Raw genomic sequence first — 24,702 nt, 5'->3', positions numbered from 1 at the left:
GGGTGCGCGCTGACGGTGGGTCAGTAGTCGAAAGCGCGGGCCGTGTTGGCCGCGACGGCCGTGGCCAGCGCGTCCTCGTCCATGCCCTTGACCTCGGCCATGGCCCGCAGCGTGACCGGAATGAGGTACGGCGCGTTAGGCCGACCGCGGTACGGCGCGGGGGTCAGGAAGGGGGCGTCGGTCTCGACGAGCACCAGCTCGGCCGGGGCGACGGCCAGCGCGTCCCGCAGCGGCTGGGCGTTCTTGAAGGTGACGTTCCCGGCGAAGGACATGAAGTACCCGGCCTCGGCGCACACCTTCGCCATCTCCGCGTCGCCGGAGTAGCAGTGGAAGACGGTCCGCTCGGGCGCGCCCTCCTCGCGCAGCACCCGCAGCACGTCGTCGTGCGCCTCCCGGTCGTGGATGACCAGGGCCTTGCCGTGCCGCTTGGCGATCTCGATGTGCGCGCGGAAGGACCGTTCCTGCGCGGCCATGCCCTCGGGGCCGGTACGGAAGTAGTCGAGGCCGGTCTCGCCGACGCCGCGGACGTGCGGCAGCGCGGCCAGCGCGTCGATCTCCGCGAGCGCCTCGTCCAGCGCCGCGTCGCCGCCGGGCTCCCGCGCACCCTGCCGCGACCACCCGTCGGGATCACCGAGCACGATGCGCGGCGCCTCGTTCGGATGCAGCGCCACCGCCGCGTGCACCGCGTCGTACGCGGCGGCGGTCTCCGCGGCCCAGCGCGAACCCTTCACGTCACAGCCCACCTGGACCACCGTCGTGACGCCGACGGCGGCGGCCTTGGTGAGTGCCTCGTCGACGGTGCCGGACTGCATGTCGAGGTGGGTGTGCGAGTCCGCTACGGAGGCCCCCAGCGGTTCGGGCAGCGGCGGCGGTGCGTCCTTCGAGCTCATACCTCGATCCTATGAGCCCCGCGGCACCGGGCTACCTGCGGTGGTGCTGGAAGGGGTGCAGCAGGTCGGACAGGTGCCAGTGGTGGTGGCCGCGCCGCGCGGAGGCATCACCGCCGGAGTCGCCGGAGTCGCCCGGCTCGCCCGCCGGACCGGTCGTGGGCTGCGGCTTGCGCGGCGCGTACAGGCGCTCGGCGGCCGCCGAGACCATGGAGACCTGGCCGGCCCGCATGATCCGGACCAGATGCCCGCCGCACTGCCGGCAGGTGGGCCTGGTCAGCGGCGACGGGACGCGCTCGCCGTCCGTGTAGTAGACGACACGCGGCGCGCCGGACACGTCCACGTGGTGCTCGATGTCGTAGGACTGCTCCCAGCCGTGCCCGCATTTCATACAGGCGAAGGAGTACGCCTCGTGCGCGGCGGGTTCGGTCCCGGTCGTGTGCGGAGTCCCGCTCGCGGTTCCCACGGATTCAGTCATCGCAGCTCCTCTTGTCCGCCGGACAAGCTCTCGCTCTCGGGGACGAACGCCCCGGTTCCAGTGGACGCCTTTCCGAGCCGCGATGCAGCAAAGGTTCCTCCTATTGGCACAGATTTGAGCGTGCCGAGGGAAAGAACCTCACCGGGCCGACCTGCTCTTTACCTTTCGGACCGGTCATTTACCCGCACGAGAGTCACCGCGCTCCGCGTTCTTCGCCGCCACGACCGCGTCGAAGACCTCCCGCTTGGGTACGCCGGCCTCGGCCGCGACCCCCGCGATGGCCTCCTTGCGCCGCTCCCCGGCCTCCTCACGGACCTTCACCCGGCGCACCAGCTCCTCGGCGTCCAGATCGCCGGGCCCCGGCTCGGGCGCCCCCTCCACCACGATCGTGATCTCGCCGCGTACGCCGTCGGCCGCCCACCCGGCCAGCTCCTCCAGCGGGCCGCGGCGCACCTCCTCGTACGTCTTCGTCAGCTCGCGGCAGACGGCGGCGCGTCGGTCCTTGCCGAAGACCTCCGCCATCGCGGCGAGGGTGTCGGCCAGCCGGTGCGGCGCCTCGAAGTAGACGAGCGTGCGCCGCTCGTCGGCGACCTCCCTCAGCCGGCCGGTCCGCTCCCCCGCCTTCCTGGGCAGGAAGCCCTCGAAGCAGAAGCGGTCCACCGGCAGCCCGGAGACGGCGAGCGCGGTGAGCACGGCCGACGGGCCGGGCACGGCCGTCACCTTCACGCCGCGCTCCACCGCCGCGGCGACCAGGCGGTAGCCGGGGTCGGAGACCGAGGGCATGCCCGCGTCGGTGACCAGCAGCACCCGCGCCCCGCCTTCGAGCGCGTCGGCCAGCTCCGGGGTGCGCGCGGACTCGTTCCCCTCGAAGTACGACACCACCCGCCCCGTGGTGTGCACACCCAGCGCGGTCGTCAGGCGGCGCAGCCTGCGGGTGTCCTCGGCCGCGATCACGTCGGCGGCGAGCAGCTCGGCGGCCAGCCGCGGCGGCGCGTCCTCGGTGTCACCGATGGGGGTCCCTGCGAGTACGAGCGTTCCAGTCACGGCCCCATCCTTTCAGGCGGACCGGCATCCTTCCCGCCGCGCGGAGAGACGGGCCTCTCACAGGCCGCTTCCCTACGATGGCCCGGTGACGAGTGACACCGCGACCAACGACCGGCGCGCCGGCGACCACGGCAGGGCCCCGGTGACCGCCGGGGCCGCCGCCCGCGCCGCGCAGGCGCCCCAGGGCGGCGTCCCGGCGCCGACCGCCTGGCTGCGGCGGCTGCGCCGCTTCGGCTACACCGCACGCCCGGAGCGGGACCTGCGGACCCGGCTCCTCGCACCCTTCCCCACGCCGCGGGTCTCCGACGGCACGGCCCGCCTCGCCGCGTGGGGCCTGCCCGTACTGGTCGCGCTGCTCGCCGGCATCCTGCGTTTCTGGCGCCTGGGCAGCCCGGACAAGGTGATATTCGACGAGACGTACTACCCGAAGGACGCCTGGTCCCTGCTGCAGTACGGCTACGAGGGCACCTGGGCGAAGAACGCCAACGACGCGCTGGTCGGCGACCCGTCCCGCATCCTGCTCAGCCCCGAGCACTCCTACGTCGTGCACCCGCCCATCGGGAAGTGGCTGATCGCGCTGGGCGAGTGGGCCTTCGGCATGAACCCCTTCGGCTGGCGTTTCATGACGGCCCTGCTCGGCACCCTGTCGGTACTGATGCTCTGCCGCATCGGCCGCCGCCTGCTGCGCTCCACCGCCCTGGGCTGCCTGGCGGGCCTGCTGCTGGCCGTGGACGGCCTGCACTTCGTCATGAGCCGCACCGCGCTCCTCGACATCATCGTGATGTTCTGGGCGCTGGCCGCCTTCGGCTGTCTGCTGATCGACCGGGACCGCACCCGCGCCCGGCTCGCCGCGGCGCTGCCCGTAGGGGAGGACGGCCTGGCCCGGCCGGACGAGGAAGTCGGCGACCGGCTGCGGCTCGGGTGGCGTCCCTGGCGGCTGGCGGCCGGGCTCTGCCTCGGCCTCTCCGCGGCGACCAAGTGGAACGGTCTGTACTTTCTCGCCGCCTTCGCCCTGATGTCGGTCCTGTGGGACGTCGGCGCCCGGCGCACGGCCGGTGCCCGCCACCCATACCGCTCGGCCCTCCGCCGTGACGTGCTGCCCGCGTTCCTCTCCACCGTCGTCCTCGCCGCGGCCACCTACCTCGCGTCCTGGACCGGCTGGATCGTCACGAAGGGCGGCTACTACCGCGACTGGGCCACCACGGCCGACGGCCGCGCCGCCGGCTGGACCTGGCTGCCGGACTGGCTGCGCAGCCTGTGGCACTACCAGCACGAGGTGTACGAGTTCCACACCCACCTGACCAGCACCCACACCTACCAGTCCAACCCCTGGAGCTGGCTGGTCCTGGGCCGCCCCGTGTCGTACTTCTACGAGGACCCCAAGGCCGGCCAGGACGGCTGCACCGCGGCGGAGGGCTGCGCCCGCGAGGTCCTCGCGCTCGGCACCCCGCTCCTGTGGTGGGCCGGCTGCTTCGCGCTGCTCTACGTCCTCTACCGCTGGCTGTTCAAGCGGGACTGGCGGGCCGGCGCGATCGCCTGCGGCATCGCGGCGGGCTATCTCCCCTGGTTCCTCTACCAGGAGCGCACGATCTTCCTCTTCTACGCGGTCGTCTTCGTGCCGTTCCTCTGCCTGGCGCTGGCCATGATGCTCGGCGCGATCATCGGACGGCCCCAGGAGGGCCTCGTCACGGAATCCAAGCTGCTCCTCACCGGCGACCGGCGCCGCGCGGCGGGCATCGTAGCGGCGGGCATCCTGGTCCTGCTCATTGTGTGGAACTTCATTTATTTCTATCCCGTGTACACAGGGCTACCGATCCCCAAGAGCGCATGGCAGGCACGGATGTGGCTGGACACCTGGGTGTAGCTGGGCAGACGCCCTGACCGTCGGCTTCCGGTAGCGGTCGTCGTTGGTCGACTCGGGCCGTCCGGGGCCGCCATCGGACGGCCCAGGGACGGCCCAGGGACGGCCCAGAGCACGGCAAGTAGAGAACCTGTCACCACACGCCCAGGTTCCCGGCTCTGTACCCCGTCTGACCTGCAATAGAACTATGGGGGCCGGTACAGGTGGCCCAAGGCTTGGTCACAGGTTGGCCGTGCCAACTTCCGGGATTCTCCGCATGACCGACCATGTTGTCTGTGCCGTACGCCAAACTAGTCCCTACAGAGGGCTCACGAGGGGGGGCACGGTGGGGGTCTGGGTAACCGCTACATTCGCGTTGGTTGGCGTGATCACGGGTGCAATAGTGAGCCCCTGGGCGGCTCGCCGGCAAGCGTGGGTTGCAGCTCGACGCGAAACCCTAGACCGAGCCATCGTAGCCACTAGAAAAGCTAGCTTGCGGCGCAACTACCTTCGAGGTGTAGCAAAAGATCAGCTGCTACCAGCAGATGTAGACATGTCAGCACAGGACCGCTGGCCAGAACTGACAACTGAGCACTTGGAACAAGCTCACGCAGCTCGCGTCCAACTACCTCTGGAAGGCTTTACCGAGTTCAGGGTTGCCGTTGTGGAGATGCGCGATGCTCTCGCTGCCGTTGAACCTTATGTAGATCTTGAGTGGAACTGGGAACAGGAATGGCTTCCTGGGCCAGCAACATTCTCGTCCTTGCTCAGGCAACTGAAGGACGCACGCCGTCGTAGTTCCTGGTGGCACCGCATCCGCTCGTGAGCGCGCGGCAGTCTCGTCTAGCTGCAGAAATCAATGAGCGACGTCAGCATTGCGTGTTCCGCGGACGTGTCCTGCTCCGTTCCGTTCCCAGAACTGCGCGTTGGAGGTGCCAGCAGCACCTTGACCACAGTTCCCTCATGATCTTCCTCGGTCGCAGCGCCATATCCCCACTCAGGGCCGGAAGGTCGGAGCGGACTGTCGGCGGCTATGACCTGCGGACACCCGGGCGATCGATCTTCTGAACTCCTGTTGCGCTGGCTGCTGATCTTTGTTGGGCGCTAGCCACGGCATCGAACCGGGTCAGGATGACGCTCGCGCACTTACAGAAAAGACGCTAAGACCTCTTGCGGTAAGTAGTGTAAGAAGAGTGACCAAGTATAACTGGAGGAGCTATGCCCCTGCCGCAGCCACGACCGTTCACGTCTTGGGTCATAACGACGCCAAGCACCCAAGACGTGCGCTATTGGAGCGAGAAAGCAAGTTTCCCTCTCCTATTGGAAAACCTAAGACGGCATGCCGAAATCAGCACCGTAGGGAGAAAACAGTTCTCGGGCACATTGGCACAAAAGAACAAACTTTGGCTCGACTACCGGAACTTCATGAGGCAAGCACTAAGCAATTTCAGCGCGGCGCTAGGCGTCGAGAATCGGTCTGCATGCCTTCTTTACTACTACTCCATGTTGAATTTCGCCAAAGCTGAACTACTCAAAACACATCCGTCGAACATACTCGGGAGGTTTGTGGGACACGGATTGAGCTTCGGCCCCAATCGGGCACGGACGACGGCCGGAGATTCCCTGATCGTCAAGGACGGAGTGTTTCCATGGCTGTACGAGAAGCGGACCGGCCACAAGATCCCCGTTGGCACCAAGCTACCCGTCAAGAGACTGCTCCGCCATGTTCCCGAAATCGGCACGCAAGCTGTTGATGCGGGCTTCGGGAGCGACCGGGTTATTGGCCTTCATCACCTGATCGCTATGGATTCCAGTGCTGCGTGGCCGGTACTCCTCTCGCAAGAGGTCCCGAAGGACGGCAGCGTGACCGCACGAGCTTTCCACAAGGTTTTCCGAGAGGTTGCACCGGCGTTCAACTGGAGAGATACCTTCGCGATCAGTCGTCGCTCAATGGGAGCTCGACTCTTTGAGGCGATTGACACTGCGCCACACGACAAAGACGGAAACCCGGACGTCAGGGGAGCCCTGCACATCTCGCTGAGACTGGAGGATTTCCTGCAGCGCAGACACTCCGAGTATTACGAGACTGCTCTTTGCCCTAGCCTTTACGATTCGAAAATGCTGCTGATGCCGTCATCATTGGCTAGATATGCAATCACTTATTACGCCTCCTCACTCGTCCGTTACAAACCTTCTGCTTTTGATTCTCAAATCTATCCAGAGCAGGCGCTACTGTTCGACGCGATAGCGCGTGAGTGCGCCTTGCCGATGCTAATCGACACTTTGAGTGAACTTGAGGCAGAGGACCAACTGTTTTTGGATGGAGGCTCGCTTCGCGTGTAGATGAGCGGGATCGGGACGACAGAGCGACTTCGGCTGAAGCGGGACAGTGCCAGGCTGCGTCCCACCGCGCGAATGTGAGCAGCCTTGTGTCCGTAAGGGAGGTTGTTACCTGTCTAGTGCAGCAGAGACCGGACGGAATGGGGGCTCGGCTCTGCCTGAGGTGAATATCCACGGCTACGCTGGTACACGCCAGTCAACGAACCCAGGAGAGTGCTCTGCGGATGGGACCGAAGTCGACCAGGGTCTACTCGACGATTCGGGAGTGGATCACGTCGGGGACGCTGCGGCCGGGAGACAAGCTGCCCTCCGAGCGCTCGTTGAGCGAGGACCTGGAGATCGGGCGTACAGCCCTGCGGCAGGTGCTGGCGCGGCTCGCTGCGGAGAGGCTGATCCGGGCCTACGGGCGGAGCGCGTACCGAGTGGCCGGCGGGGTAACCACCGAGGCCCCTGAAGGTCTGGAGCCGTGGAAGATCCATGGGGAGCGGAACCTCTACGACAACCGCTGGGTGAAGCTCGACCTGGTCGATGTTGAGCCGCCCGGCGTGGAGCGATTCGAGCACCACGTCGTGAAGCTCCACCATGTCGCCGTCTCGGCCGTGTTGGACGATGAAGACCGTGTGCTGATGCTCTGGCGGTATCGCTTCGTGCCGCAGCAGTGGGGGTGGGAGCTCCCCGGCGGGATCGTTGACCCCGGTGAGGACCCACACGCGACAGCGCTGCGCGAGGTCGAGGAAGAGACCGGCTGGCGTCCGGAGCGGCTGGAGCACGTGGTCACGTACCAGCCGATGGTGGGCATGGTCGACTCTCCCCACGAGATCTACGTGGGGCGGGGCGCTCGCCGTATCGGTGAGCCGACGGACCTCGAAGAGGCCGGCCACGTCGCCTGGGTGCCGCTGGCTGACGTACCGGGGCTTATGGCCAAGGGACAGTTGATGGGATCCGGCACGCTCGTAGCCCTGCTCCACGTCCTGGCCAGCGGGCCTACATCTGCCCCATGAGCAGATCGATTCGGCGGCGGTGACGCACTGAGCCGGTACGGCTCGCCAGCAGCCGCGCCTGGCGGAGGTGTTCGCGGGCCTGGTCGAGCTCACCCCGTGCCTGGTGGGCATGCGCCAGGTCGCACCGCAGGCCGGCCTGCGCGCGGATGAAGGTCGGGTCCATGGCCTTCAACGCCGTGTACAGGCTGGTCACGGCCTCGTCGTCGCCGAGGAGAGCAAGGGCGTTTCCCCGCCAGCGGGCGAGGTGCCCGTGGTTCAGGAAGACGCTCAGCATGTCGGGGTCGCGTGCCTCATCGCCTTCCGGAAGGCACGCGGCCGCCCTGTCCAACGCCCGCCGGCACTCGTCGGCCTTGCCTGCCTTCGAGCACAGTTCAGCTTCGGCGGCGAACAACCACGCGCGCAGTCGCGGAGAGAGTCTGTCGCCTCCAGTCGTCTGCGCGTTGCGCACCAGCTCGACCGCCAGCTCCGGGCGGCCAGCGTCACACAGGACGTACGCCTGCTCCCCCATGGCGTGCGCTACGTACATAGGCGCGTCTGCCTCCTGGGCCGCGCGCTTGCCCAGCTCGTAGTGTCTCCACGCTCTCTCGACCGCACCGGCGTCCAATGCCTGCCATGCAGCCAGAGTTGCTGCACCCGCAAGGGCAACCGCGATCGGCTTCCGCGTGTCGGGAAGTACCGCGAAGGTGAGCGCGTCCTCCAGCGTCGCCAAGTGGCCATTCATCTGATCCACGAGGTTGGCGGCGCCCAACTGGCGGTCCATCGTGCGCAGGAGCTCTGTCTGGTCCATGAGCGTGGCCACCATCGACTTGCTGACGCTGCGCGCCGAGTCGACCCGCTCAATCAGCTCGTCATAGCCCCCGATGACCGACTGCACAGAGGAAGTCGGGGCCGCGGGCGCACCACGTAGTTCGTCATTGGTGAGACCGAGCAACGGCCGCAGGATGGCGGCGTATCGGTCGGAGATGGAGCGTCGCCCGTTCTCCCACTCGGACACATAGACACGCAGACTCGCGGTGGTCGCCACGTCGAGTAGGTGTTGACGCGCATGCCGCTCGATCTCTCGGATCAGACGCTCTTGTGACCAACCGCGCGCCGTTCGCGCCCGCTTCAGCCCGTCACTCATGCGCTCCTCCCCTGAGCCTGCCCGCCAGTCGCCCTCACCCGCGACGCATTGCCGCAGGTCAGATGGGGTTAACACCAACCAGGTTAAGCCGAGTTGGCTACCGAACTCTCCCCCATTCCAAGCACCTTAGTTGCGCAGGGAGACACGCCTCAAAGGACGACTCCCAGCAACAGCGCTTGACGACTGGTGCGCACCAGATGCAGTCTTCTGGTGCGCACCAGATGGGCGCCGGGGTCCTCCGGACTCCGTGCATTGCGTGCCCGGACGCCTCTGAGACGAGGGGCGAAAGGAAGCACTCGTTGCTTGAGAACTGAATGGGGATAACGCCGCCTCTCCTCGGCCAAGTAGGCGGCCACGCGGTCTTCCGCGTGAGGTACAGCGCAACCCGACCTGTTCCGCAGCGCTTCGTGCTGCGGCCGGTTGCCTCCTCCGCCCGTCCGGCCCCCGGGGGTCCGTACGGGCGGGGCTGAGGGGAGCCGGAACCTTTCGACTCCACACGAGCGCGGCCCCGGTGCTGGCACACCGGGGCCGCTTCTTTGGGCCGTTCCAACGAGAGGAGCCCGACCCATGAAGCACATCGGCACTGTTCAGGCCCCTGTTACCGACCGCGAGCCGACCGCCGCGGAGCTGGACGCGATCGAGCACGAGATGCCCGTCATCGAGGCGGAGGTCGAGCTGCTGGACGCCTACATCGTCACCCTCTACCGGCCGGCCTCCGAGCTGGACACCCGCCGCCTCCTCCGCACCCGCCGGAAGATGCTGGCCGCCCGCCGGGCGCTGGAGGAGCGGCGCCGGACTGGTTGGCCGGAGGCCGCCTGATGCCCACGCCTACCGTCGCCGCGCAGATCAGAGCGCTGAACCGGCTGCAGGCCGGCCTGACCGCCGTCCTGGTGGTGGTCGCCGTGATCGCGCTGGTCTTCACCGCCACCAACGTCACCACCTTCGCCACCGACCACCACGTCTCGCCGTGGATCGCCTGGCTGCTGGACCCCATGGTCGCCGTCGCCCTGGGCGCCGTGCTCATCTTCGACGGGCGGCTGTCGGAGTACGGCGTCCACCCCTCGGGCTGGGCCACGGGGCTGCGCTGGTTCGCCGGTCTGGGGACTTGGGTCATGAACTGCTGGGGCTCCCTCTGGCCGGAGGGGACACCGTTCGGCGTCCCCCACGCGGTGGACCCGGCGGGGCTGGTCCTCCACTCCATCCCCCCGGCCCTGCTGATCATCCTGGCCGAGGCCATCACCCACTACCGGCGCGCGATCCTGGCGAAAATCGCCGAACTCCGCGCCCAGGTGGACACCGGCCCGGCCGCGGTGGACGCGGTGGTGGAGAAGGTGGACGGCCCGGCCGTCCACCCGGCATCCACCCCGCTGTCCACCATCAGCTTCGCGCCTGTGGCCGCTGAGCCTGCGGTGGTGCCGGTGCGGCGGCCGTCGCTGGTCATCTGCGGTGACCGACAGGTGTATCCCCTCACCGTCCCCGCGGCCTCCACCCCGGAGCCGGAAAAGCTGTCCTCCTTCGAGGCCCTGAACGTCATCCGCACGTGCTGGGTGATGGGCGAAACCATCGCCGAAGCGGCCCGGAAATCCACCCGGTCCACCTCCTACGTCCACAAGGTCTACCAGCGCCTGACCAAGGAGAAGGAAGCCGCCGACACCCGGCCGGCAGCTGACCGGCTGGCGCTGGAGGCCGCCCGATGACGCCCCTCGTCCTGGCCTGGTGGGCGGTCACCGCCCTGGCCCTAACCGGCCTCGCCGCCGTCTCCCCGCGCCGCATCCTCCCCGCCCTGTGCACCACCGCCGTACTGCTACCCGTCGCTGTGGGCCTCGCCCTGGCCTGCGCCGCCCTGTGAGGAGGGCCGATGACCACACCGCCACCCATGCCCGCCGAACCTCCAACCGTCCACCTCCCTCAGGCAGTGGACACCACCGCTGACGACTGGTGGGACCGCCTGTACGCCGACGAGGACCAGGCACCCGCCGAGCCCCCTGAACCTCGCCGGATCGCCGTCTCCTCCGACCGCCTCCCGGACTGGTGGACAGCCAAGCCCATCCACCTCGGCGAGCAGGTGAACGAGGAGGAGTCGGAGGAGGACACCGGCGCCGACGTGGTGGACGACGAACCGGACGAGGCAGACGACGAGGAGGAACAGGGGGAGGACCAGGAGGACGACGACGAAGACGTTTCCGCTGCCCCGTACCCAAAAGCTCCGGCCGCTGAATCGTTCTGGCGGGGGTGGGCGCCGGCGGGCTCAGTCGGGATGCAGCTGCTGCACCCCGTCCGGGGCCGCAAGGTCCTCTACAACGCCTCCGCCGCCGCCCTGGGCTGGGGCCTCGGCGCCGCCCAGCCGCTGGAAGACCTGATCTCGACCTGCGGCCGCGAGTACGGCCGTACCGGCGCCCTGGTGCTTGGTGCCGCGGTCGTCATCGCGATCGGTGTCCTGATCGACCACAAGACCCGCCACTGGTGGCCGCCACTGGCCTGGATGTGCCGCATCCCGCTCGCCACCGCCTCCCTCGCCCTGCTTCTCGCCCAGTTCTAAGGAGCTCTCGTGTTCACGCTCGCTGCTGCCGGCATCCAGTCCGGGCAAGTCCTCGGCAGCCTCGGCGCGTCCGGCGCCGCCCTGGCCGCCACCGTCTTCCTCGTCCTCGGCGTGAAGGGGAAGCACAAGATCAAGCTCGACGCCGACCAGGCCGCGATCGTCGGCCTGATCGCCGGAACCCTGTACGCCACGGCCGCCTCGGTGTGGAGCACACCCGGCAGCATCGCCAAGGGCATGGCCGCCGCCGTGCAGTCCGGCATCGGCGGGAACGTCGGCATGGGCGCCATCGCCCTGGTCATCGTTCTGGTGATCTACGGGATGAAGCTCAAGCCGCGAACTGCCGCTCTGTTCGGCATCGCGGCCGCCTCGATCTTCGCGGCTGCAGGCGGGCTGTGGGGGATCGTCTCGACCTTCCTGGCCTCCGGGCTGAACCAGGTCCTGGGGGTGGCCTGATGACGGACCAGAGGACGGGGGAGCGACCCGCCGAGGCTGCTCCCGGCCGGGCACGGGTCGACCTGCGGCCCTACCTGCCCAACCGCGAGGTCGTAGGCGCGCTGTTCACCGGCTCCGCCGCCCTGATCGGCCGGGGCTGGGCCTGGATCACGGCGGAGGACTGGAAAGAGGCTCTGGCCCGCCTCGGCTACGTCGGCGCGGGCGGGTACGTCGCCGCCTACCTCGCCTGGACCCATCCCGCCTACGGGATGCCGGTCGCCGTGGTCGGTTGGTGTGCAGCGGCCTGGATGCACGCCCCCTCCCCTCCCCCGGCCGAAAGGCCGGCGTCCTTCGACGAGGACGACGACCAGGAGGAGCTGGAGCTCGACGAGGACCAGGAGGACGCCTCCCCCACCCCGGAGCTGGTCGCCGCTCTCGTACGGAAGCTGGCGGGGGCCGAGCACCAGGGCGCCCACCTCGATGACCTGATCGCCACCGGCGCTCTGGGCGACTGGGAGAAGGCCGATCTCAAGGCCGCACTCCTCGCCTGGGGAGTGCCGGTCGAGGAGGGACTCAAGCTCCGCTTCAACGGCCGCCAGCGCGTGCGGATGGGGGTGCGGGTGCGCGACCTCCCGGCCGCGCTCGGGGAGGCCCCCACCGGGGCCGGGGAGGGGGCCCCGCCGGCACCCGCTCCGGCCACCGCCGAGCACCCGCCCGCGGCCGCCGCGTGAGCCGCCGCCGGGGCGCCGCCGACCGCTCCCCTCCCCTCTCGCCCGGCCCCCTCTCCTGGGGCCCCGGTAGGGAGGTAGGAACCGCAGGTCAGGCCGCCTACCTACCACCCTCCTACCCGTCGCCTACCTACCTCGCCTACCACCCACGAAACGGACATTTGATGACCCGCCACCGCTACCGCTGCGACCGCTGCAAGAGGACCTGGCCGCCCGTCGCGACCCGCGAGGAAGCCGACCAGCAGCGCGCCCGCCACCGCGCACTCACGCACGGCGGCACCGTCCCCGACGGGGACGACATCTGGCTCATGGAGGACCGGCCCATCGAGGGAGCCGGCCTCTCCCGGCCAGCCCGCCGGATGCTCATCGGCCTCGGCATCGGCGGTACCGCGATGGCCGCCTGGAACTGGATCGCCAGCCACCGCTGACCGGTTGCCCGTCCGCCCACGGCCACCGCCGGGGCAGGCGGGGAGCCGCAGATCCGGCCCCACCAACGAAAACGCCGAGGCGACCGCCCTCTACCGCCAAGCAGACGCGGTCGCCCCGGCTCCCATCTCGCAGAGACAGGAGCCCCATCGTGGCATTACCGCGCGACCTCCCCATCAGCGACCCCGGTCGTAAGGACGAACGGCCCGAGGACGTACGCGAGTACAGCCAGACCACCGGCAGTTGGACCCGCGACCCCAACGCCCGCCCCGTTCCCGGCACCCCGAAGGACGGTGACCGGCGATGACGGACGAAGAGCGCGCAGAGCTGGAACGCAAGGTCGCCGAAGCCAACCGGCAGTCCACCGGCAGCAATGGCGGCAAGAACGGCTAACGCCGCCTCCAGCGAAGGCCCCGCTCGGGGCGGGCCTTCGCCCACCCCACGTGCAACGTCCACCCATGACAAGAGCGACCCGCGCCTCGTCAAAGTTCGGGTCGCTCTCGTCTGCCAGAACTCCCCAGAGAACTGGAGACCTCCAGCATGACTCACCCCACCGACATCCGGCGAGCCTCCGGCCGCCCACGCGGCGAAGGGGGCGCCAGCAAGTGAGCGCCCCACCCCCGCCCCGCTACGACAACGTCCGCACCCTGCCCAGCGTCCCGGAGCCGCGGACCGACCGAATGCCGCCGCACAGCCTGGAAGCTGAGCAGTCCATTCTCGGCGCCATGCTGCTCTCGGCCGAGGCCATCACCGATGTAGTCGAGACGATCGACCCCGGCGACTACTACCGGCCCGCCCACGAGACGATCCACCGGGCGATCTGCGAGCTGCACGACCAGGGCCAGCCCGCCGATCCCATCACCGTCGCCCACCACCTCGGCAAACGTGGTGACCTCAACCGTGTCGGCGGCGCCTCCTACCTGCACACCCTGGTGCAGTCCGTGCCCACCACGGCGCATGCCGAGCACTACGCCGAGATCGTGCAGGAGAAGGCGGAACGGCGCCGCCTGATCGAGGCCGGCCTGCGCCTGGTGCAGGCCGCGTCCTCGGCGGACACCGACACCGACCAGCTCCGTGCCACGGTGGTCGAGCAGGTCAGCGAACTGACCGCCCGGCCCGCCGACGCCAGCAGCACAGAGGTGACACCGGCCGGGCCGCCGAACCCCTTCTACGACCGGAAGCCGGGCCTGCACCGGCCGCACCGACCCGGCCCCACCCCGCACCCGGACGTGTTCTGCGGCTGGCTGGGCGAGACAGTGCGCGAACTGGACCCCACCACCGAGGCAGACCCGGTCGCCGTGCTGGCCAACCTGCTCTCCGCAGCCGGGGCGGTCATCGGCCGGCGACCGCACCTGATGATCGGCAACGACCGGCATCCCACGCTGATCTGGGCGCTGACGATCGGTCCGACCTCCTCCGGTCGCAAGGGGTCGGCGACGTCAACCGCGCGGCGGGTGCTGGCCGAGGCGCTGCCGGACTTCTTCGGCCCCGAGCACACCCCGCGCGGGCTGAACTCCGGGGAGGGGCTGATCGAGTACGTCAAGGACGACGACAGCGAGGACGCGTCCCACGCCAGCTTCGACAAGCGGCTGTGGGTGCTGGAGTCGGAGTACGCCGTCACCATGAGCCGCGGCCGTCGTGAGGGCTCCAGCCTCCCTGGCGTGCTGCGGCAGGCATGGGACGGGGACTCGCTCGGCTCGATGGTCCGCGACTCGCTCAAGGCGACGGACCCGCACATCGCGATTCTGGGGCACATCACTCCGGAGGAGTTCCGGGCCAAGATGCAGGACTCGGAGATGGCCGGCGGCACGTACAACCGGTTCCTGCCGATCTTCTGCCACCGCAACCTTGTCCTGCCCGGCTCGCGCGGTGCCAGCCCGGAGCTGGTGGCCAACCTCGCCGCCGGCTGGCGCACCGTCCTGGACGATGCGGCTCGCGTGGAGCAGGTGAAGTTCAGCCCGGCCGCCTGGGAGCTGTACTGCGACCAGGTCTACCCAGCGCTGAGCGATGACTCGGCCGGCGGCGTCATCGCCCAGTTCACCGCGCGGGCAGCTCCGTACGTGCAGCGGGTGGCGATGGTCTACGCCCTGTGCGACCACACCGACACCATCTCCGAAGCCCACATGCGGGCCGCCTGGCAGCTGCTCAACTACGCCCGCGCCTCCGCCGTGCACCTGCTCGGCGACGCCACCGGCGATCCGAAGGTGAACAAGCTCGCCGAGGCCGTCCGCGCCGCCGGCCCCGACGGGCTGACCGCCGACCAGGTCCGCCGCCTGTTCAAGAACAGCACGCGTGCGGAGCGGGACCGGCTCGCGGCTGAACTGCTCGACCTGCCCGGCTACGCCCGTCGCCAGAAGGCCACTGGCGGCCGCCCGACCACCGTCCTGACCTACGCGGGCTGAGGGCGGTAAGGGCGAAAAGGTCGATAAGCCTGCTGACCTGCGGAAACGACGGGGCGATAAGGGGTGCGATAAGCGGGGCGGTAAGTCAGCCGCTTCGCAGGACCGGGACTTATCGCACCCCTTTCCGCACCCCTTATCGCCCCCATGAAAGCCCAGGTCAGCTGGCTTATCACCCTTACCGCCCTTATCGCCCCGCCCGCGCTTCTCGCCCGGAGGCGACTTGAGCACTTACACCGACTCCCGCACCGCCCTGCGCGCTGGCCTCCCCGACCGCTACTTCACCCCTACCGACATCGCCGAGCTCTTCGACGTCCCCCTGGAGACCGTCTACCAGTGGCGCAAGAAGCGCACCGGTCCGCCCGGCTTCCGCGTCGGCAAGCACCTGCGTTACGACCCCGCGGCCGTTCGCGCGTGGGCCGCTGAGCGCATGGCCGCCGACGCCGCCTGACACGGCAGCACATCACCACAACCGCACACGCCTCGCGATGGCGGGGAGGGCCGACCTGGCCCTCCCCGCCATCGCGTTGAGAAGGGACCACCGCCTTCATGGCCGGCCACATCCAAGACCGCTGGTACAAGACCGAGAAGGACGCCAACGGCAAGGAGAGGCGCGTCAGGAGCAGCCGGTACGGCACCGGCATGCGCTACCGCGCCCGCTACATCGGGCCCGACGGGACCGAGAAGAGCAAGTCCTTTCCCGACCGGCAGAAGCGTCTTGCCGAGGACTGGTTGACGCACACAGCCGCCGACATGTCGCGCGGCCAGTACATCGACCCGCGCGCGGCCCGCATCACCTTCCAGCAGTTCGCCGCGAAGTGGGTGGCCTCGCACTCGGGGCAGATCACCAGCCGTGAAGCAGCGGAGCGTCGGCTGCGGCTGCACGCCTATCCGTACATCGGGACGCGGCCGGTCGCTTCCTTCCAACCGGGCCACATCCGCACATGGCTGGGCGAACTGACAGTCAGCGTCCCGTCCGAGTCCCACCGCCGGATCATCTACGGGACGGTCTCCGCGGCCTTCACAGCCGCGGTGGATGACGGGCTGCTCGCCCGGAACCCGTGCAAGGCGCGATCGGTGAAAGCTCCGAGTCCGACTCCGGGACGCGTCACTCCGTGGACGGCTGAACGCGTCTTCGCTGTGCGGGCCGCTCTCCCCAAGCGCTTCCAGGCGACCGTGGACATCGGTGCCGGCTGCGGTCTGCGGCAGGGCGAGATCTTCGCGTTGTCGGTGGACGAGGTGGACTACGAGGGCGGTTGGCTGGCGATACGGCACCAGCTCAAGCGCATTCGTGGGAAGTTCGTCTTCGCACCGCCGAAGCGGGGCAAAGTGCGTGATGTCCCGCTCCCGGAAACCGTGGCTGCCGTCCTGCGGGCGCACGTCGAGGCGTTTCCGCCGGTAGACGTGACGCTGCCGTGGACCACGCCGGACGGAGGGCCCGTGACGAAGGCTCTGCTGTTCGTCGGGCCGAAGGGGGCGCACGTACGGGTGAGCCACTTCGACGACCACGTATGGAAGCCCGCCCTGGCGGCCGCCGGCGTCATTCCGAGGGCTGAGAAGGGGCAGCGGTACCAGTCGGCTCGCGAGGACGGGATGCACGCCCTCAGGCACTTCTACGCTTCGGTTCTGCTGGATGCCGGCGAGAACATCCGGGCGTTGAGTTCGTACCTCGGTCATAGTGATCCGGGCTTCACACTGCGTACGTACACGCACCTGATGCCGAGCAGTGAGGGGCGTACACGGAAGGCCGTGGACGGGCTCTATCGGGGGTCCGCTGAGCGGTCGGACGGCCCAGAGACGGCCCAGGCGGCGTGAGGCGGCCCCGGCCGGGGGCAAAGTAACAGGTCAGGCGGGTGTCCAGCCATGTGTGAGGGAGTTCATTTATTTCTATCCCGTGTACACAGGGCTACCGATCCCCAAGAGCGCATGGCAGGCACGGATGTGGCTGGACACCTGGGTATGACGGGTGCGGCGGGGAATGGCCGGTCCCGTATGTGACCGTTCCGTGACGGCCGCATCGACTGAGTGTCACCGTACCGATGCCGGAACGAGACGCGCGACGGTCACTCCAATACCCCGTGTCCCATAGAGTGCGCTGCACGTTCTTGTGTCGGGTTTCAGGGACGATCACGCTGCTTCAGGAGGGGAACGGTAAGTCATGCGCCGCGAGGTGAGATACGGGCTGATCGGCGGGGCGATCGCCCTGGTCGCGGGAGGCGTCGGCGGGTACACCCTGATGGGCAGTTCCGGTGATGAGGCCCCGCAGCAGGAGGTCACGTCGGCGGACGGCAAGTCCGCCGACGGCGGCGCGACGGTGAAGACCGGGCCGCTCTCCGCGAAGGAAGTGAAGACCGCCGCCACCGGCTTCCTGACCGCCTGGCAGTCGGGCGAGGTCGCCAAGGCCGCGAAGCTGACCGACGACACCGAGGCGGCCTCCACCGCGCTGACCGGCGTCACCAAGCAGGCCCACATCAGTCAGCTGAAGCTCACCCCCGGGACCCGCAAGGGCGACGTGGTGCCGTACCAGGTGTCCGGGCAGATCTCGTACCAGGGCAAGAGCGCGCCCGTCTCGTACGCCACCTCCCTCACCGTCGAGCGGGACAAGGCCACCGGCGAGCCGGTCGTCGACTGGCGGCCCACGATCGTGCACCCCGGGCTCGGCGAGGGCGACACGCTGCGCACGGGCGAGGGCGAGGCGCCGCCCATCAAGGCGGTGGACCGCACCGGCACCGAGATCACCAAGGACAGCAACCCCGAGCTGGCCGGCATCCTCGCCAGCCTGCGCGACAAGTACGGCGAGAAGGCCGGCGGCACCCCGGGCGTGGAGTTCTTCATCGAGCGCGCCAAGAGCGACAACAAGGCCGCCCAGAAGCCGGACCAGACGCTGAAGGTCCTCTCCAAGGGCACCCCCGGCACGCTGAAGACCACCCTGGACGCCAAGATCCAGGCCGCCGCGCAGAAGGCGGTCGCCGCGAAGAAGAAGGCGTCGGCGGTCGCCATCAAGCCCAGCACCGGCGAGATCCTGGCCATCGCCAGCGCGCCCGAGAAGGGCTTCAACGTCGCCACGCAGGGCTCGCTGGCCCCCGGCTCCACGATGAAGGTCGTCACCGCGTCGATGCTCATCGACAAGGGCCTGACCTCGCCGAACAAGAAGCACCCGTGCGCGAAGTACGTGACGTACGGCGGCTGGAAGTTCCAGAACCTCAACAAGACCGAGATCAAGGACGGCACCTTCGCGCAGAGCTTCGCGGCCTCCTGCAACAACGCCTTCATCTCGCAGGCCGAGAAGCTGCACGACGACGACCTGACCAAGCAGGCCCGGGACGTCTTCGGCCTCGGCCTGACCTGGAACACCGGCATCCCCAGCTTCGACGGCAACGTCCCGGTGCAGAGCGACGCCCAGATGGCCGCCTCGCTCATCGGCCAGGGCGGGGTCCGGATGAACCCGCTGAACGTCGCCTCCATCGCGGCGACCGTCCAGTCCGGCAGCTTCCACCAGCCGTACCTCGTCTCCCCGGACGTCGACGACCGGACGCTGGCCAAGGCCTCCCGGAACATGAAGCCGGCCACCGCGTCCGCGATGAAGTCGCTGATGAAGCTGACCGCCACGTCCGGTACGGGCGCCAAGGCGATGTCCGGCCTCAGCGGTGACATCGGCGCCAAGACCGGCTCCGCCGAGGTCGACAACCAGAAGAAGCCGAACGCCTGGTTCACCGCCTACAACGGCGACCTCGCGGCCTCGGCCGTCGTCCCGGCCAGTGGCCACGGCGGCGACAACGCGGGCCCGGTGGTCCGCGCCATCCTCAACCAGGGCTGACGCCACACCCAGTCCTCCGGAAGGGGGCCGTCCACATCTCGGACGGCCCCCTTTTCCCGGTCGCATGGCCCGTACAGCCTTCGCTAGCGTGCGGGCCATGAGTACTTCAGCCGACGCTCATCCCCTGTTCGCCGCCGCCCTGCGCGAGCTGGGCCTCGAAGTCGAGGTACGCCGCTTCCCCGACGCCACCCGCACCGCGGCGCAGGCCGCCGCCGCTGTCGGCTGCGAGCCCGCCGAGATCGTCAAGTCGCTGATCTTCGAGGCGGACGGGGTGCCGGTCCTCGTCCTCATGGACGGGGCGTCCCGGGTCGACCTCGACAAGGTCCGCGCCGAGCTGGGCGCGCAGCACGTCGGCCGCGCCAATGCCGACCTCGTCCGCGAGACCACCGGCTACGCGATCGGCGGTGTACCGCCCTTCGGGCACCGCACCCGTACCACCGTCCTGGCCGACCGGGGGCTGCTGGCCCACGGCACGGTCTGGGCCGCCGCCGGCACCCCGCACACCGTCTTCCCGCTCGACCCCAAGTCGATCGTCGAGCACGCCGGCGGCCGCGTCGTGGACGTCCGCGAGCACGCCCCGTGACCCCGCTCGTCGTCGCCGCGGTACTGACCGCCGCCGTCACCCACGCCGCCTGGAACGCGATCGCCCACGGCATCAAGGACCAACTGCTCGCCTTCACCCTCGTCGGCTCCGGCGGCGCCGTCTGCGGCGCGGTACTCGCCGCGATATCGCCGCTCCCCGCCGCCGGCGCCTGGCCGCTGCTCATCGCCTCGGCGCTCCTGCACGTCGTCTACCAGGCGCTGCTCATGCGGTCCTTCCGGCTCGGCGACTTCGGGCAGATGTACCCGATCGCGCGCGGCACCGCGCCGCTCGTGGTCACCGTCCTCGCCGCGGTCTTCGTCGGCGAACTCCCCGACGCCTGGGCCCTGACCGGCGTCGCGCTGGCCTCCGCCGGCCTCCTCGGCGTCGCCCTGTGGGGCATCCGCGGCTCCGGTACCCGCCCGCACTGGCCCGCGGTCATCGCCGCGGTCGCCACGGGCCTGGCGATCGCCTCGTACACCACGGTCGACGGCGTGGGCGTCCGCGCCTCCGGCACGCCGCTGGGCTACATCGGCTGGCTGATGCTCCTGGAGGGCCTCGCGATCCCCGCGTACGCGGTGGCCACGCGGCGCCGCGCGCTCTTCGCCGAACTGCGCCCGTTCGCCGCCCGCGGGCTGCTCGGCGGCGTGCTCTCGGTCTTCGCGTACGGGCTGGTCCTGTGGGCCCAGACCCGCGCGCCGCTCGCGCCGATCGCGGCGCTCCGCGAGTCCTCGATCATCGTCGGCGCCGCGATCGGCGCGATCTTCCTGAAGGAGCGCTTCGGGGCACCGCGGATCGCGGCGGCGGGGCTGATGGTCGTCGGCATCGGGCTGATGCTGCACACCAGCTAGGCACACCAGCTGGGCGTGGCCCCCTCAGACCGTCGTCCGCAGCGCGCGCACGAGCGCCTGGGCGCGCGGGTCCGCCGTGACGTTCTTCTGCATGCCGTTGGTGATGTAGCCGAAGGAGAGGCCCGACTCGGGGTCGGCGAAGGCGAGGGCGCCGCCGCGGCCCGGGTGGCCGAACGAGCCGGGGGCGAGCAGCGGGGCCGCGGGGCCGTGCAGCATGTAGCCCAGGCCGAAGCGCGAGGAGGCGATGAGCGTACGGTCCGGGCCCGCGGACTCCTCCGTACGGGCCAGCGTCAGGGTCGCGGGCGCGAAGAGGCGGGGGTGGCCGTCCACGGGGCCGATGAGCGCCGCGTACAGACGGGCCAGGGAACGCGCCGTGGCGATGCCGTTGGAGCCGGGGAGCTGCGCGGCGCGGAACTCGGGGGCGTTCTCGTCGGCGTGCGGGGAGATCGCCGCGAAGGCCCGGCGGGTGAGGGAGGTGGGGTCGTCGTACGCCTCGGCCACGGCCCGCTTGGGCCGTACGCGCAGGCCCGAGCCCTCGGGGGCCGGCGGCGGGGTGATCTCGGCGAGCCGTCCGGCCCGGCCGCGGGCGGCCTCCTCCTCGGGGAGGCCGATCCACAGGTCCAGGCCGAGCGGCCCGGCTATCTCCTCGGCGACGAACGCGCCGATCGTCCGGCCGGTGACCCGCAGGACCAGTTCCGAGAGGAGCCAGCTGTACGTCTGGGCGTGGTAGCCGTGGTCCGTGCCGGGGGTCCAGGCCGGGGCCTGCGCGGCCACCGCGGCCGGGCCGCTGACGCCGTCGACGGCCTCGGCGGGCGTGAGCGGGGTGTCCAGTACCGGTACTCCCGCGCGGTGCGAGAGCAGGTGGCGGACCAGCGTGCGTTCCTTGCCGGCGGCCTTGTACTCGGGCCAGTACGTGCCGACCGGCGCGTCCAGATCGAGCTGGCCGCGCTGGTGGAGCAGAAGCGGCACGACGGCGGCGACGCCCTTGGTGGCGGAGCGGACGAGCTGCGCGGTGCCCTCTTCCCAGGGGGCTTCGGTACCGGTGGCAGTCGCGTCGCCGTCGCGGTCACCCGCCCACAGATCGACGACCTTGCGCCCGTGCCGATAGGCGGCGACCGCCGCCCCACGCTCGCCGCGCCGCGCGAAGTTCGCCGCGAAGGCATCGCGGACCGGCTCATAGCCGGCCTCGACCGTGCCGTGGACGTCCACCACTGGTTCCCGCTTCCCACTCATCCGTCGCGTTTGTGACCCATCCATGGTGCAACGCGCCGATCAGTGCTGATGACCAGGAACCCGTCGGCCGTGGGGAGGGTCACAGGAACCGCCGCGGGCATGTCACACCGGGGCGGTCACCGAGCGGGGATCGAAGCCGAAAGGCAGTTCGAGGCGGTGGGCCGCCATCAGCTCCGCGTCGCAGAGCAGGTCCTGGGTACGGCCGTCGGCGGCGATGACCCCGCCGGAGAGGACGACGGAGCGGGGGCAGAGCTCCAGCGCGTACGGGAGGTCGTGGGTGACCATCAGGACCGTGACGTCCAGGGACCGCAGTACGTCGGCGAGTTCGCGGCGGGAGGCCGGGTCGAGGTTGGAGGAGGGCTCGTCCAGGACGAGGATCTCGGGGCGCATGGCGAGGACGGTGGCCACCGCGACCCGGCGGCGCTGGCCGAAGGAGAGGTGGTGCGGGGGCCGGTCGGCGAAGCCGGCCATGCCGACGCGGTCGAGGGCCTCGATGACGCGCTCTTCCAGCTCCGCGCCCCGGAGGCCCGCGGCGGCCGGGCCGAACGCGACGTCCTCGCGCACGGTCGGCATGAAGAGCTGGTCATCGGGGTCCTGGAAGACGATGCCGACGCGGCGGCGGATCTCCGCGAGATTGCGCTTGGCCACGGGGAGGCCGGCGACGGCGACAGTGCCGGCGCCCGCTTCGAGGATGCCGTTGAGGTGGAGTACGAGGGTGGTCTTGCCGGCGCCGTTCGGGCCGAGCAGGGCCACCCGCTCGCCGCGCGCGACGGTCAGGTCGACGCCGAAGAGGGCCTGGTGGCCGTCGGGGTAGGCGTAGGCGAGGCCGGTGACCTCGAGGGAGGGGGCGGTGGTGTTCACAGGGTCCATCCGAGGAGGCAGACGGCGAGGGCGGCGAGGGGGAGCAGTGCGGCGGAGGTCCACTGGGCGCGGCCGGCGGTCACCTCGTCGGTGACCGGCATGGTGCCGGTGTAGCCACGGCTGACCATGGCGAGGTGGACGCGTTCGCCGCGCTCGTAGGAGCGGATGAAGAGCGCGCCGGCGGACTTGGCGAGGACGCCCCAGTGGCGGACGCCGCGCGCTTCGAAGCCGCGCGAGACGCGGGCGATGCGCATCCGCCGCATCTCGTCGGTGATCACGTCGCCGTAGCGGATCATGAAGGACGCGATCTGGACGAGCATCGGGGGCATCTTCAGGCGCTGCAGGCCGAGGAGGAGCGCGCGGAGTTCGGTGGTGGAGGCGAGGAGGACCGACGCCGCGACGCCGAGGGTGCCCTTGGCGAGGATGTTCCAGGCGCCCCACAGGCCGGACTCGCTGAGCGACATGCCGAGCGCGTGCACCCGCGGCCCCTCGGCGACGAACGGCATGAGCAGCGCGAAGGCGACGAACGGCACCTCGATGAGGAGGCGCTTGAGGAGGAAGCCGGCGGGGATGCGGGCCGCCGCCGCGACCGCCGCGAGGAGGAGTGCGTACAGGGCGAAGGCCCAGACCGCCTCGCGGGGCGTGGAGACGACGATCAGTACGAAGCCGAAGACGGCCGCGATCTTGCAGTGCGCGGGGAGCGCGTGCACGGGCGAGTGTCCATGACGGTAGAGCTTGTGCGCGTGGCCTGCACCCATGTCAGACCTGCTCCGGGGTGCGGTCGTCGGCACGGGCCGCGTCCGCGGCGTCCCGGCGGCGGCGGACGACCACGAAGACGCCGGTGCCGACGGCCAGCGTCGCGCCGACGCCGATCACGCCGGCCAGGCCGCCGGAGAGCCGGGCGTCGGTGATGTCCTTGACGCTGTAGTCGGCGAGCGGGGAGTCCTTGGCGGCGTGGTCCTTCTCCTGCTTGTCGAGGCCCTGGTCCTGGGCGACCTTCTCCAGGCCGTCGGGGCTGGCGGAGGCGTAGTAGCTGATGCCACCGGCGCAGACCAGGGCGGCGGCGACGCCGGCGAGCCAGACGCGCTTGGTGGAGCGGGGGGCGGGGGCCTTCGGCTCGGCCTCGGTCGCCGGCGCTGCCTCGGACGCGGCCACCGGGGCGGCGACGGGCTCGGGGCGGGGTGCGCCCGGTGCCGCGGGCGCGGCGACGGGGGTGACCTTCAATTCGAGCGGCTGGCTGAGGCCGCGGGCGCCGTACACGAGGTCGGGCCGTACGGCGATCACCGCGCCGACCGTGAGGGCGGTGATGACGGCCTCGCCGATGCCGATGAGGACGTGCACGCCGACCATCGCGGTCAGCACCTTGCCGGTGGAGACGTCGGCGGTGCCGCCGAGCGCGTAGAGGAAGGTGAAGACGAGGGCGGCCGCGGGGACGGAGACCAGGGCGGAGACGAAGCTCGCGACCGTGATCGAGCGGCGCTTGCGCGGCAGTACCTTCACCAGGCCGCGGAAGAGCAGATAGGCGACGACGGTCGTGGTCACCGCCATGTCGGTGATGTTGACGCCGAGCGCGGTGAGGCCGCCGTCGGCGAAGAGGACGCCCTGCATGAGGAGGACGACGGAGACGCAGAGGACCCCCGTACAGGGGCCGACGAGTATCGCCGCGAGCGCGCCGCCGAGGAGGTGGCCGCTGGTGCCGGCGGCGACGGGGAAGTTCAGCATCTGTACGGCGAAGATGAACGCGGCGACGAGGCCGGCGAGCGGCGCGGTGCGCTCCCCGCCCAGGCCGTCGCCGCCCAGCTCGCGGCGGGCGCCGCGCAGGCTGACCGCGACGGCGGCCGCGGCGACCGCACCGGTCGCCACCGAGACCGGGGCATTGATGAATCCGTCGGGGACATGCATGGCTGGGCTCTCCGCTCGTGGTCGTAACCCACTCATGGTGGTCGTACTGCAAATCATGTGCAAGAGCGTCCGCACTGCGGAACTGCCCGTTCGGGTAGGTCACTACTCCTGTGTCCGCCGCGGGCGCCCGCGTGCGGCACCGGCGCACGCCCGGAGGGAAGCGTGGGGCACGGCTCCACGCAGCGTCACCCCTTGGGGTGACTTATGGGAGTCGAGTTGCC

Annotated in this window: 25 protein-coding genes; 17 read left to right on the top strand and 8 right to left on the bottom strand. The window is 70.0% G+C overall.

The window, feature by feature from the left end; genetic code table 11:
* Nucleotides 1–20 precede the first annotated feature (20 nt).
* The 3 genes from IF04_RS0124995 to rsmI form a co-directional block, all read right to left on the bottom strand.
* Nucleotides 21–890, bottom strand: a complete 870-nt coding sequence (locus tag IF04_RS0124995; protein ID WP_030262083.1) for a TatD family hydrolase — start codon at nucleotides 888–890, stop codon at nucleotides 21–23.
* Between the two features lie 31 nt (nucleotides 891–921).
* The gene (locus tag IF04_RS0124990; protein WP_030262078.1) at nucleotides 922–1,365 is read right to left on the bottom strand and encodes a hypothetical protein; all 444 of its coding nucleotides are present in this window, start codon (nucleotides 1,363–1,365) and stop codon (nucleotides 922–924) included.
* 174 nt (nucleotides 1,366–1,539) lie between these two features.
* Nucleotides 1,540–2,409 (bottom strand): 16S rRNA (cytidine(1402)-2'-O)-methyltransferase, encoded by an 870-nt coding sequence (rsmI, locus tag IF04_RS0124985; RefSeq protein WP_030262074.1) that lies wholly within the window; start codon nucleotides 2,407–2,409, stop codon nucleotides 1,540–1,542.
* An 85-nt stretch (nucleotides 2,410–2,494) separates the two neighbouring features.
* Between rsmI and IF04_RS0124980 the strand changes: the two genes are divergently transcribed.
* The 3 genes from IF04_RS0124980 to IF04_RS0124970 all read left to right on the top strand — a co-directional run bounded on the left by IF04_RS0124980 (nucleotide 2,495) and on the right by IF04_RS0124970 (nucleotide 7,590).
* The gene (locus IF04_RS0124980) at nucleotides 2,495–4,273 is read left to right on the top strand and encodes a dolichyl-phosphate-mannose--protein mannosyltransferase (protein WP_425428449.1); all 1,779 of its coding nucleotides are present in this window, start codon (nucleotides 2,495–2,497) and stop codon (nucleotides 4,271–4,273) included.
* A gap of 1,194 nt (nucleotides 4,274–5,467) precedes the next feature.
* The gene (locus IF04_RS37745; RefSeq protein WP_078600755.1) at nucleotides 5,468–6,592 is read left to right on the top strand and encodes a YaaC family protein; all 1,125 of its coding nucleotides are present in this window, start codon (nucleotides 5,468–5,470) and stop codon (nucleotides 6,590–6,592) included.
* A 221-nt stretch (nucleotides 6,593–6,813) separates the two neighbouring features.
* Nucleotides 6,814–7,590 (top strand): NUDIX domain-containing protein, encoded by a 777-nt coding sequence (locus tag IF04_RS0124970; RefSeq protein ID WP_078600753.1) that lies wholly within the window; start codon nucleotides 6,814–6,816, stop codon nucleotides 7,588–7,590.
* Here the strand turns inward: IF04_RS0124970 and IF04_RS0124965 are convergent.
* Nucleotides 7,574–8,713, bottom strand: coding sequence for a helix-turn-helix domain-containing protein (locus IF04_RS0124965; protein ID WP_030262068.1), 1,140 nt, complete (start codon nucleotides 8,711–8,713; stop codon nucleotides 7,574–7,576). The two genes, IF04_RS0124970 and IF04_RS0124965, sit on opposite strands and share 17 nt — an antisense overlap.
* A 567-nt stretch (nucleotides 8,714–9,280) precedes the next feature.
* Here IF04_RS0124965 and IF04_RS0124960 point away from each other — a divergent pair.
* The 14 genes from IF04_RS0124960 (at nucleotide 9,281) to IF04_RS0124895 (ending at nucleotide 20,485) form a co-directional block, all read left to right on the top strand.
* Nucleotides 9,281–9,532: a DUF6284 family protein gene (locus IF04_RS0124960; protein WP_030262066.1), complete on the top strand. Its 252-nt coding sequence runs from the start codon at nucleotides 9,281–9,283 to the stop codon at nucleotides 9,530–9,532.
* The gene (locus IF04_RS36765) at nucleotides 9,532–10,410 is read left to right on the top strand and encodes a hypothetical protein (RefSeq protein WP_157847703.1); all 879 of its coding nucleotides are present in this window, start codon (nucleotides 9,532–9,534) and stop codon (nucleotides 10,408–10,410) included. Before IF04_RS0124960 ends, IF04_RS36765 begins: the two co-directional genes overlap by 1 nt.
* Nucleotides 10,407–10,562 carry a hypothetical protein gene (locus tag IF04_RS38855; RefSeq protein ID WP_157847702.1) on the top strand — a complete coding sequence of 52 codons (156 nt, stop codon included), beginning with the start codon at nucleotides 10,407–10,409 and terminating at the stop codon, nucleotides 10,560–10,562. The genes IF04_RS36765 and IF04_RS38855 overlap by 4 nt, the downstream gene beginning before the upstream one ends.
* Before the next feature lie 66 nt (nucleotides 10,563–10,628).
* Nucleotides 10,629–11,252 carry a hypothetical protein gene (locus tag IF04_RS38850; RefSeq protein ID WP_030262061.1) on the top strand — a complete coding sequence of 208 codons (624 nt, stop codon included), beginning with the start codon at nucleotides 10,629–10,631 and terminating at the stop codon, nucleotides 11,250–11,252.
* 9 nt (nucleotides 11,253–11,261) lie between these two features.
* Nucleotides 11,262–11,705, top strand: coding sequence for a hypothetical protein (locus tag IF04_RS0124940; protein WP_030262058.1), 444 nt, complete (start codon nucleotides 11,262–11,264; stop codon nucleotides 11,703–11,705).
* Nucleotides 11,705–12,415 (top strand): hypothetical protein, encoded by a 711-nt coding sequence (locus tag IF04_RS0124935; protein WP_030262055.1) that lies wholly within the window; start codon nucleotides 11,705–11,707, stop codon nucleotides 12,413–12,415. Before IF04_RS0124940 ends, IF04_RS0124935 begins: the two co-directional genes overlap by 1 nt.
* Before the next feature lie 161 nt (nucleotides 12,416–12,576).
* Nucleotides 12,577–12,840 (top strand): hypothetical protein, encoded by a 264-nt coding sequence (locus IF04_RS36030; RefSeq protein WP_037960597.1) that lies wholly within the window; start codon nucleotides 12,577–12,579, stop codon nucleotides 12,838–12,840.
* Between the two features lie 149 nt (nucleotides 12,841–12,989).
* On the top strand, nucleotides 12,990–13,145 hold the full coding sequence (locus IF04_RS38845; protein ID WP_157847701.1) for a hypothetical protein: 156 nt from the start codon (nucleotides 12,990–12,992) through the stop codon (nucleotides 13,143–13,145).
* Nucleotides 13,146–13,443: 298 nt separating this feature from the next.
* A complete protein-coding gene (locus IF04_RS36760) occupies nucleotides 13,444–15,240 on the top strand; it encodes a DnaB-like helicase N-terminal domain-containing protein (RefSeq protein ID WP_425428447.1) in 1,797 nt (598 codons plus the stop codon).
* A 220-nt stretch (nucleotides 15,241–15,460) separates the two neighbouring features.
* Nucleotides 15,461–15,688, top strand: a complete 228-nt coding sequence (locus tag IF04_RS0124915; protein WP_030262047.1) for a helix-turn-helix domain-containing protein — start codon at nucleotides 15,461–15,463, stop codon at nucleotides 15,686–15,688.
* A gap of 98 nt (nucleotides 15,689–15,786) precedes the next feature.
* A complete protein-coding gene (locus IF04_RS0124910; RefSeq protein ID WP_030262043.1) occupies nucleotides 15,787–17,052 on the top strand; it encodes a tyrosine-type recombinase/integrase in 1,266 nt (421 codons plus the stop codon).
* Between the two features lie 343 nt (nucleotides 17,053–17,395).
* Nucleotides 17,396–19,054: a penicillin-binding transpeptidase domain-containing protein gene (locus IF04_RS0124905; RefSeq protein WP_030262040.1), complete on the top strand. Its 1,659-nt coding sequence runs from the start codon at nucleotides 17,396–17,398 to the stop codon at nucleotides 19,052–19,054.
* A 97-nt stretch (nucleotides 19,055–19,151) separates the two neighbouring features.
* Nucleotides 19,152–19,637, top strand: a complete 486-nt coding sequence (locus IF04_RS0124900; protein WP_030262036.1) for a YbaK/EbsC family protein — start codon at nucleotides 19,152–19,154, stop codon at nucleotides 19,635–19,637.
* A complete protein-coding gene (locus tag IF04_RS0124895) occupies nucleotides 19,634–20,485 on the top strand; it encodes an EamA family transporter (protein WP_030262031.1) in 852 nt (283 codons plus the stop codon). The genes IF04_RS0124900 and IF04_RS0124895 overlap by 4 nt, the downstream gene beginning before the upstream one ends.
* Before the next feature lie 24 nt (nucleotides 20,486–20,509).
* Here IF04_RS0124895 and IF04_RS0124890 read toward each other — a convergent pair whose 3' ends face one another.
* From IF04_RS0124890 to IF04_RS0124875, 4 genes are all read right to left on the bottom strand, one after another.
* Entirely contained in the window at nucleotides 20,510–21,718 is a 1,209-nt protein-coding gene (locus tag IF04_RS0124890; protein ID WP_030262026.1) for a serine hydrolase domain-containing protein, read from the bottom strand.
* Nucleotides 21,719–21,820: 102 nt separating this feature from the next.
* On the bottom strand, nucleotides 21,821–22,588 hold the full coding sequence (locus IF04_RS0124885) for an energy-coupling factor ABC transporter ATP-binding protein (protein ID WP_030262022.1): 768 nt from the start codon (nucleotides 22,586–22,588) through the stop codon (nucleotides 21,821–21,823).
* A complete protein-coding gene (gene cbiQ, locus IF04_RS0124880) occupies nucleotides 22,576–23,337 on the bottom strand; it encodes a cobalt ECF transporter T component CbiQ (protein ID WP_030262020.1) in 762 nt (253 codons plus the stop codon). Before cbiQ ends, IF04_RS0124885 begins: the two co-directional genes overlap by 13 nt.
* A 1-nt stretch (nucleotide 23,338) precedes the next feature.
* On the bottom strand, nucleotides 23,339–24,481 hold the full coding sequence (locus IF04_RS0124875) for an energy-coupling factor ABC transporter permease (protein ID WP_030262017.1): 1,143 nt from the start codon (nucleotides 24,479–24,481) through the stop codon (nucleotides 23,339–23,341).
* Nucleotides 24,482–24,702: the final 221 nt, after the last annotated feature.

The organism is Streptomyces violens (assembly GCF_000717745.1).
GTDB classification, from domain to species: domain Bacteria; phylum Actinomycetota; class Actinomycetes; order Streptomycetales; family Streptomycetaceae; genus Streptomyces; species Streptomyces violens.
The sequence above is the reverse complement of the archived record's forward strand: the minus strand, read 5'-3'. Positions and strand labels throughout refer to the sequence as shown.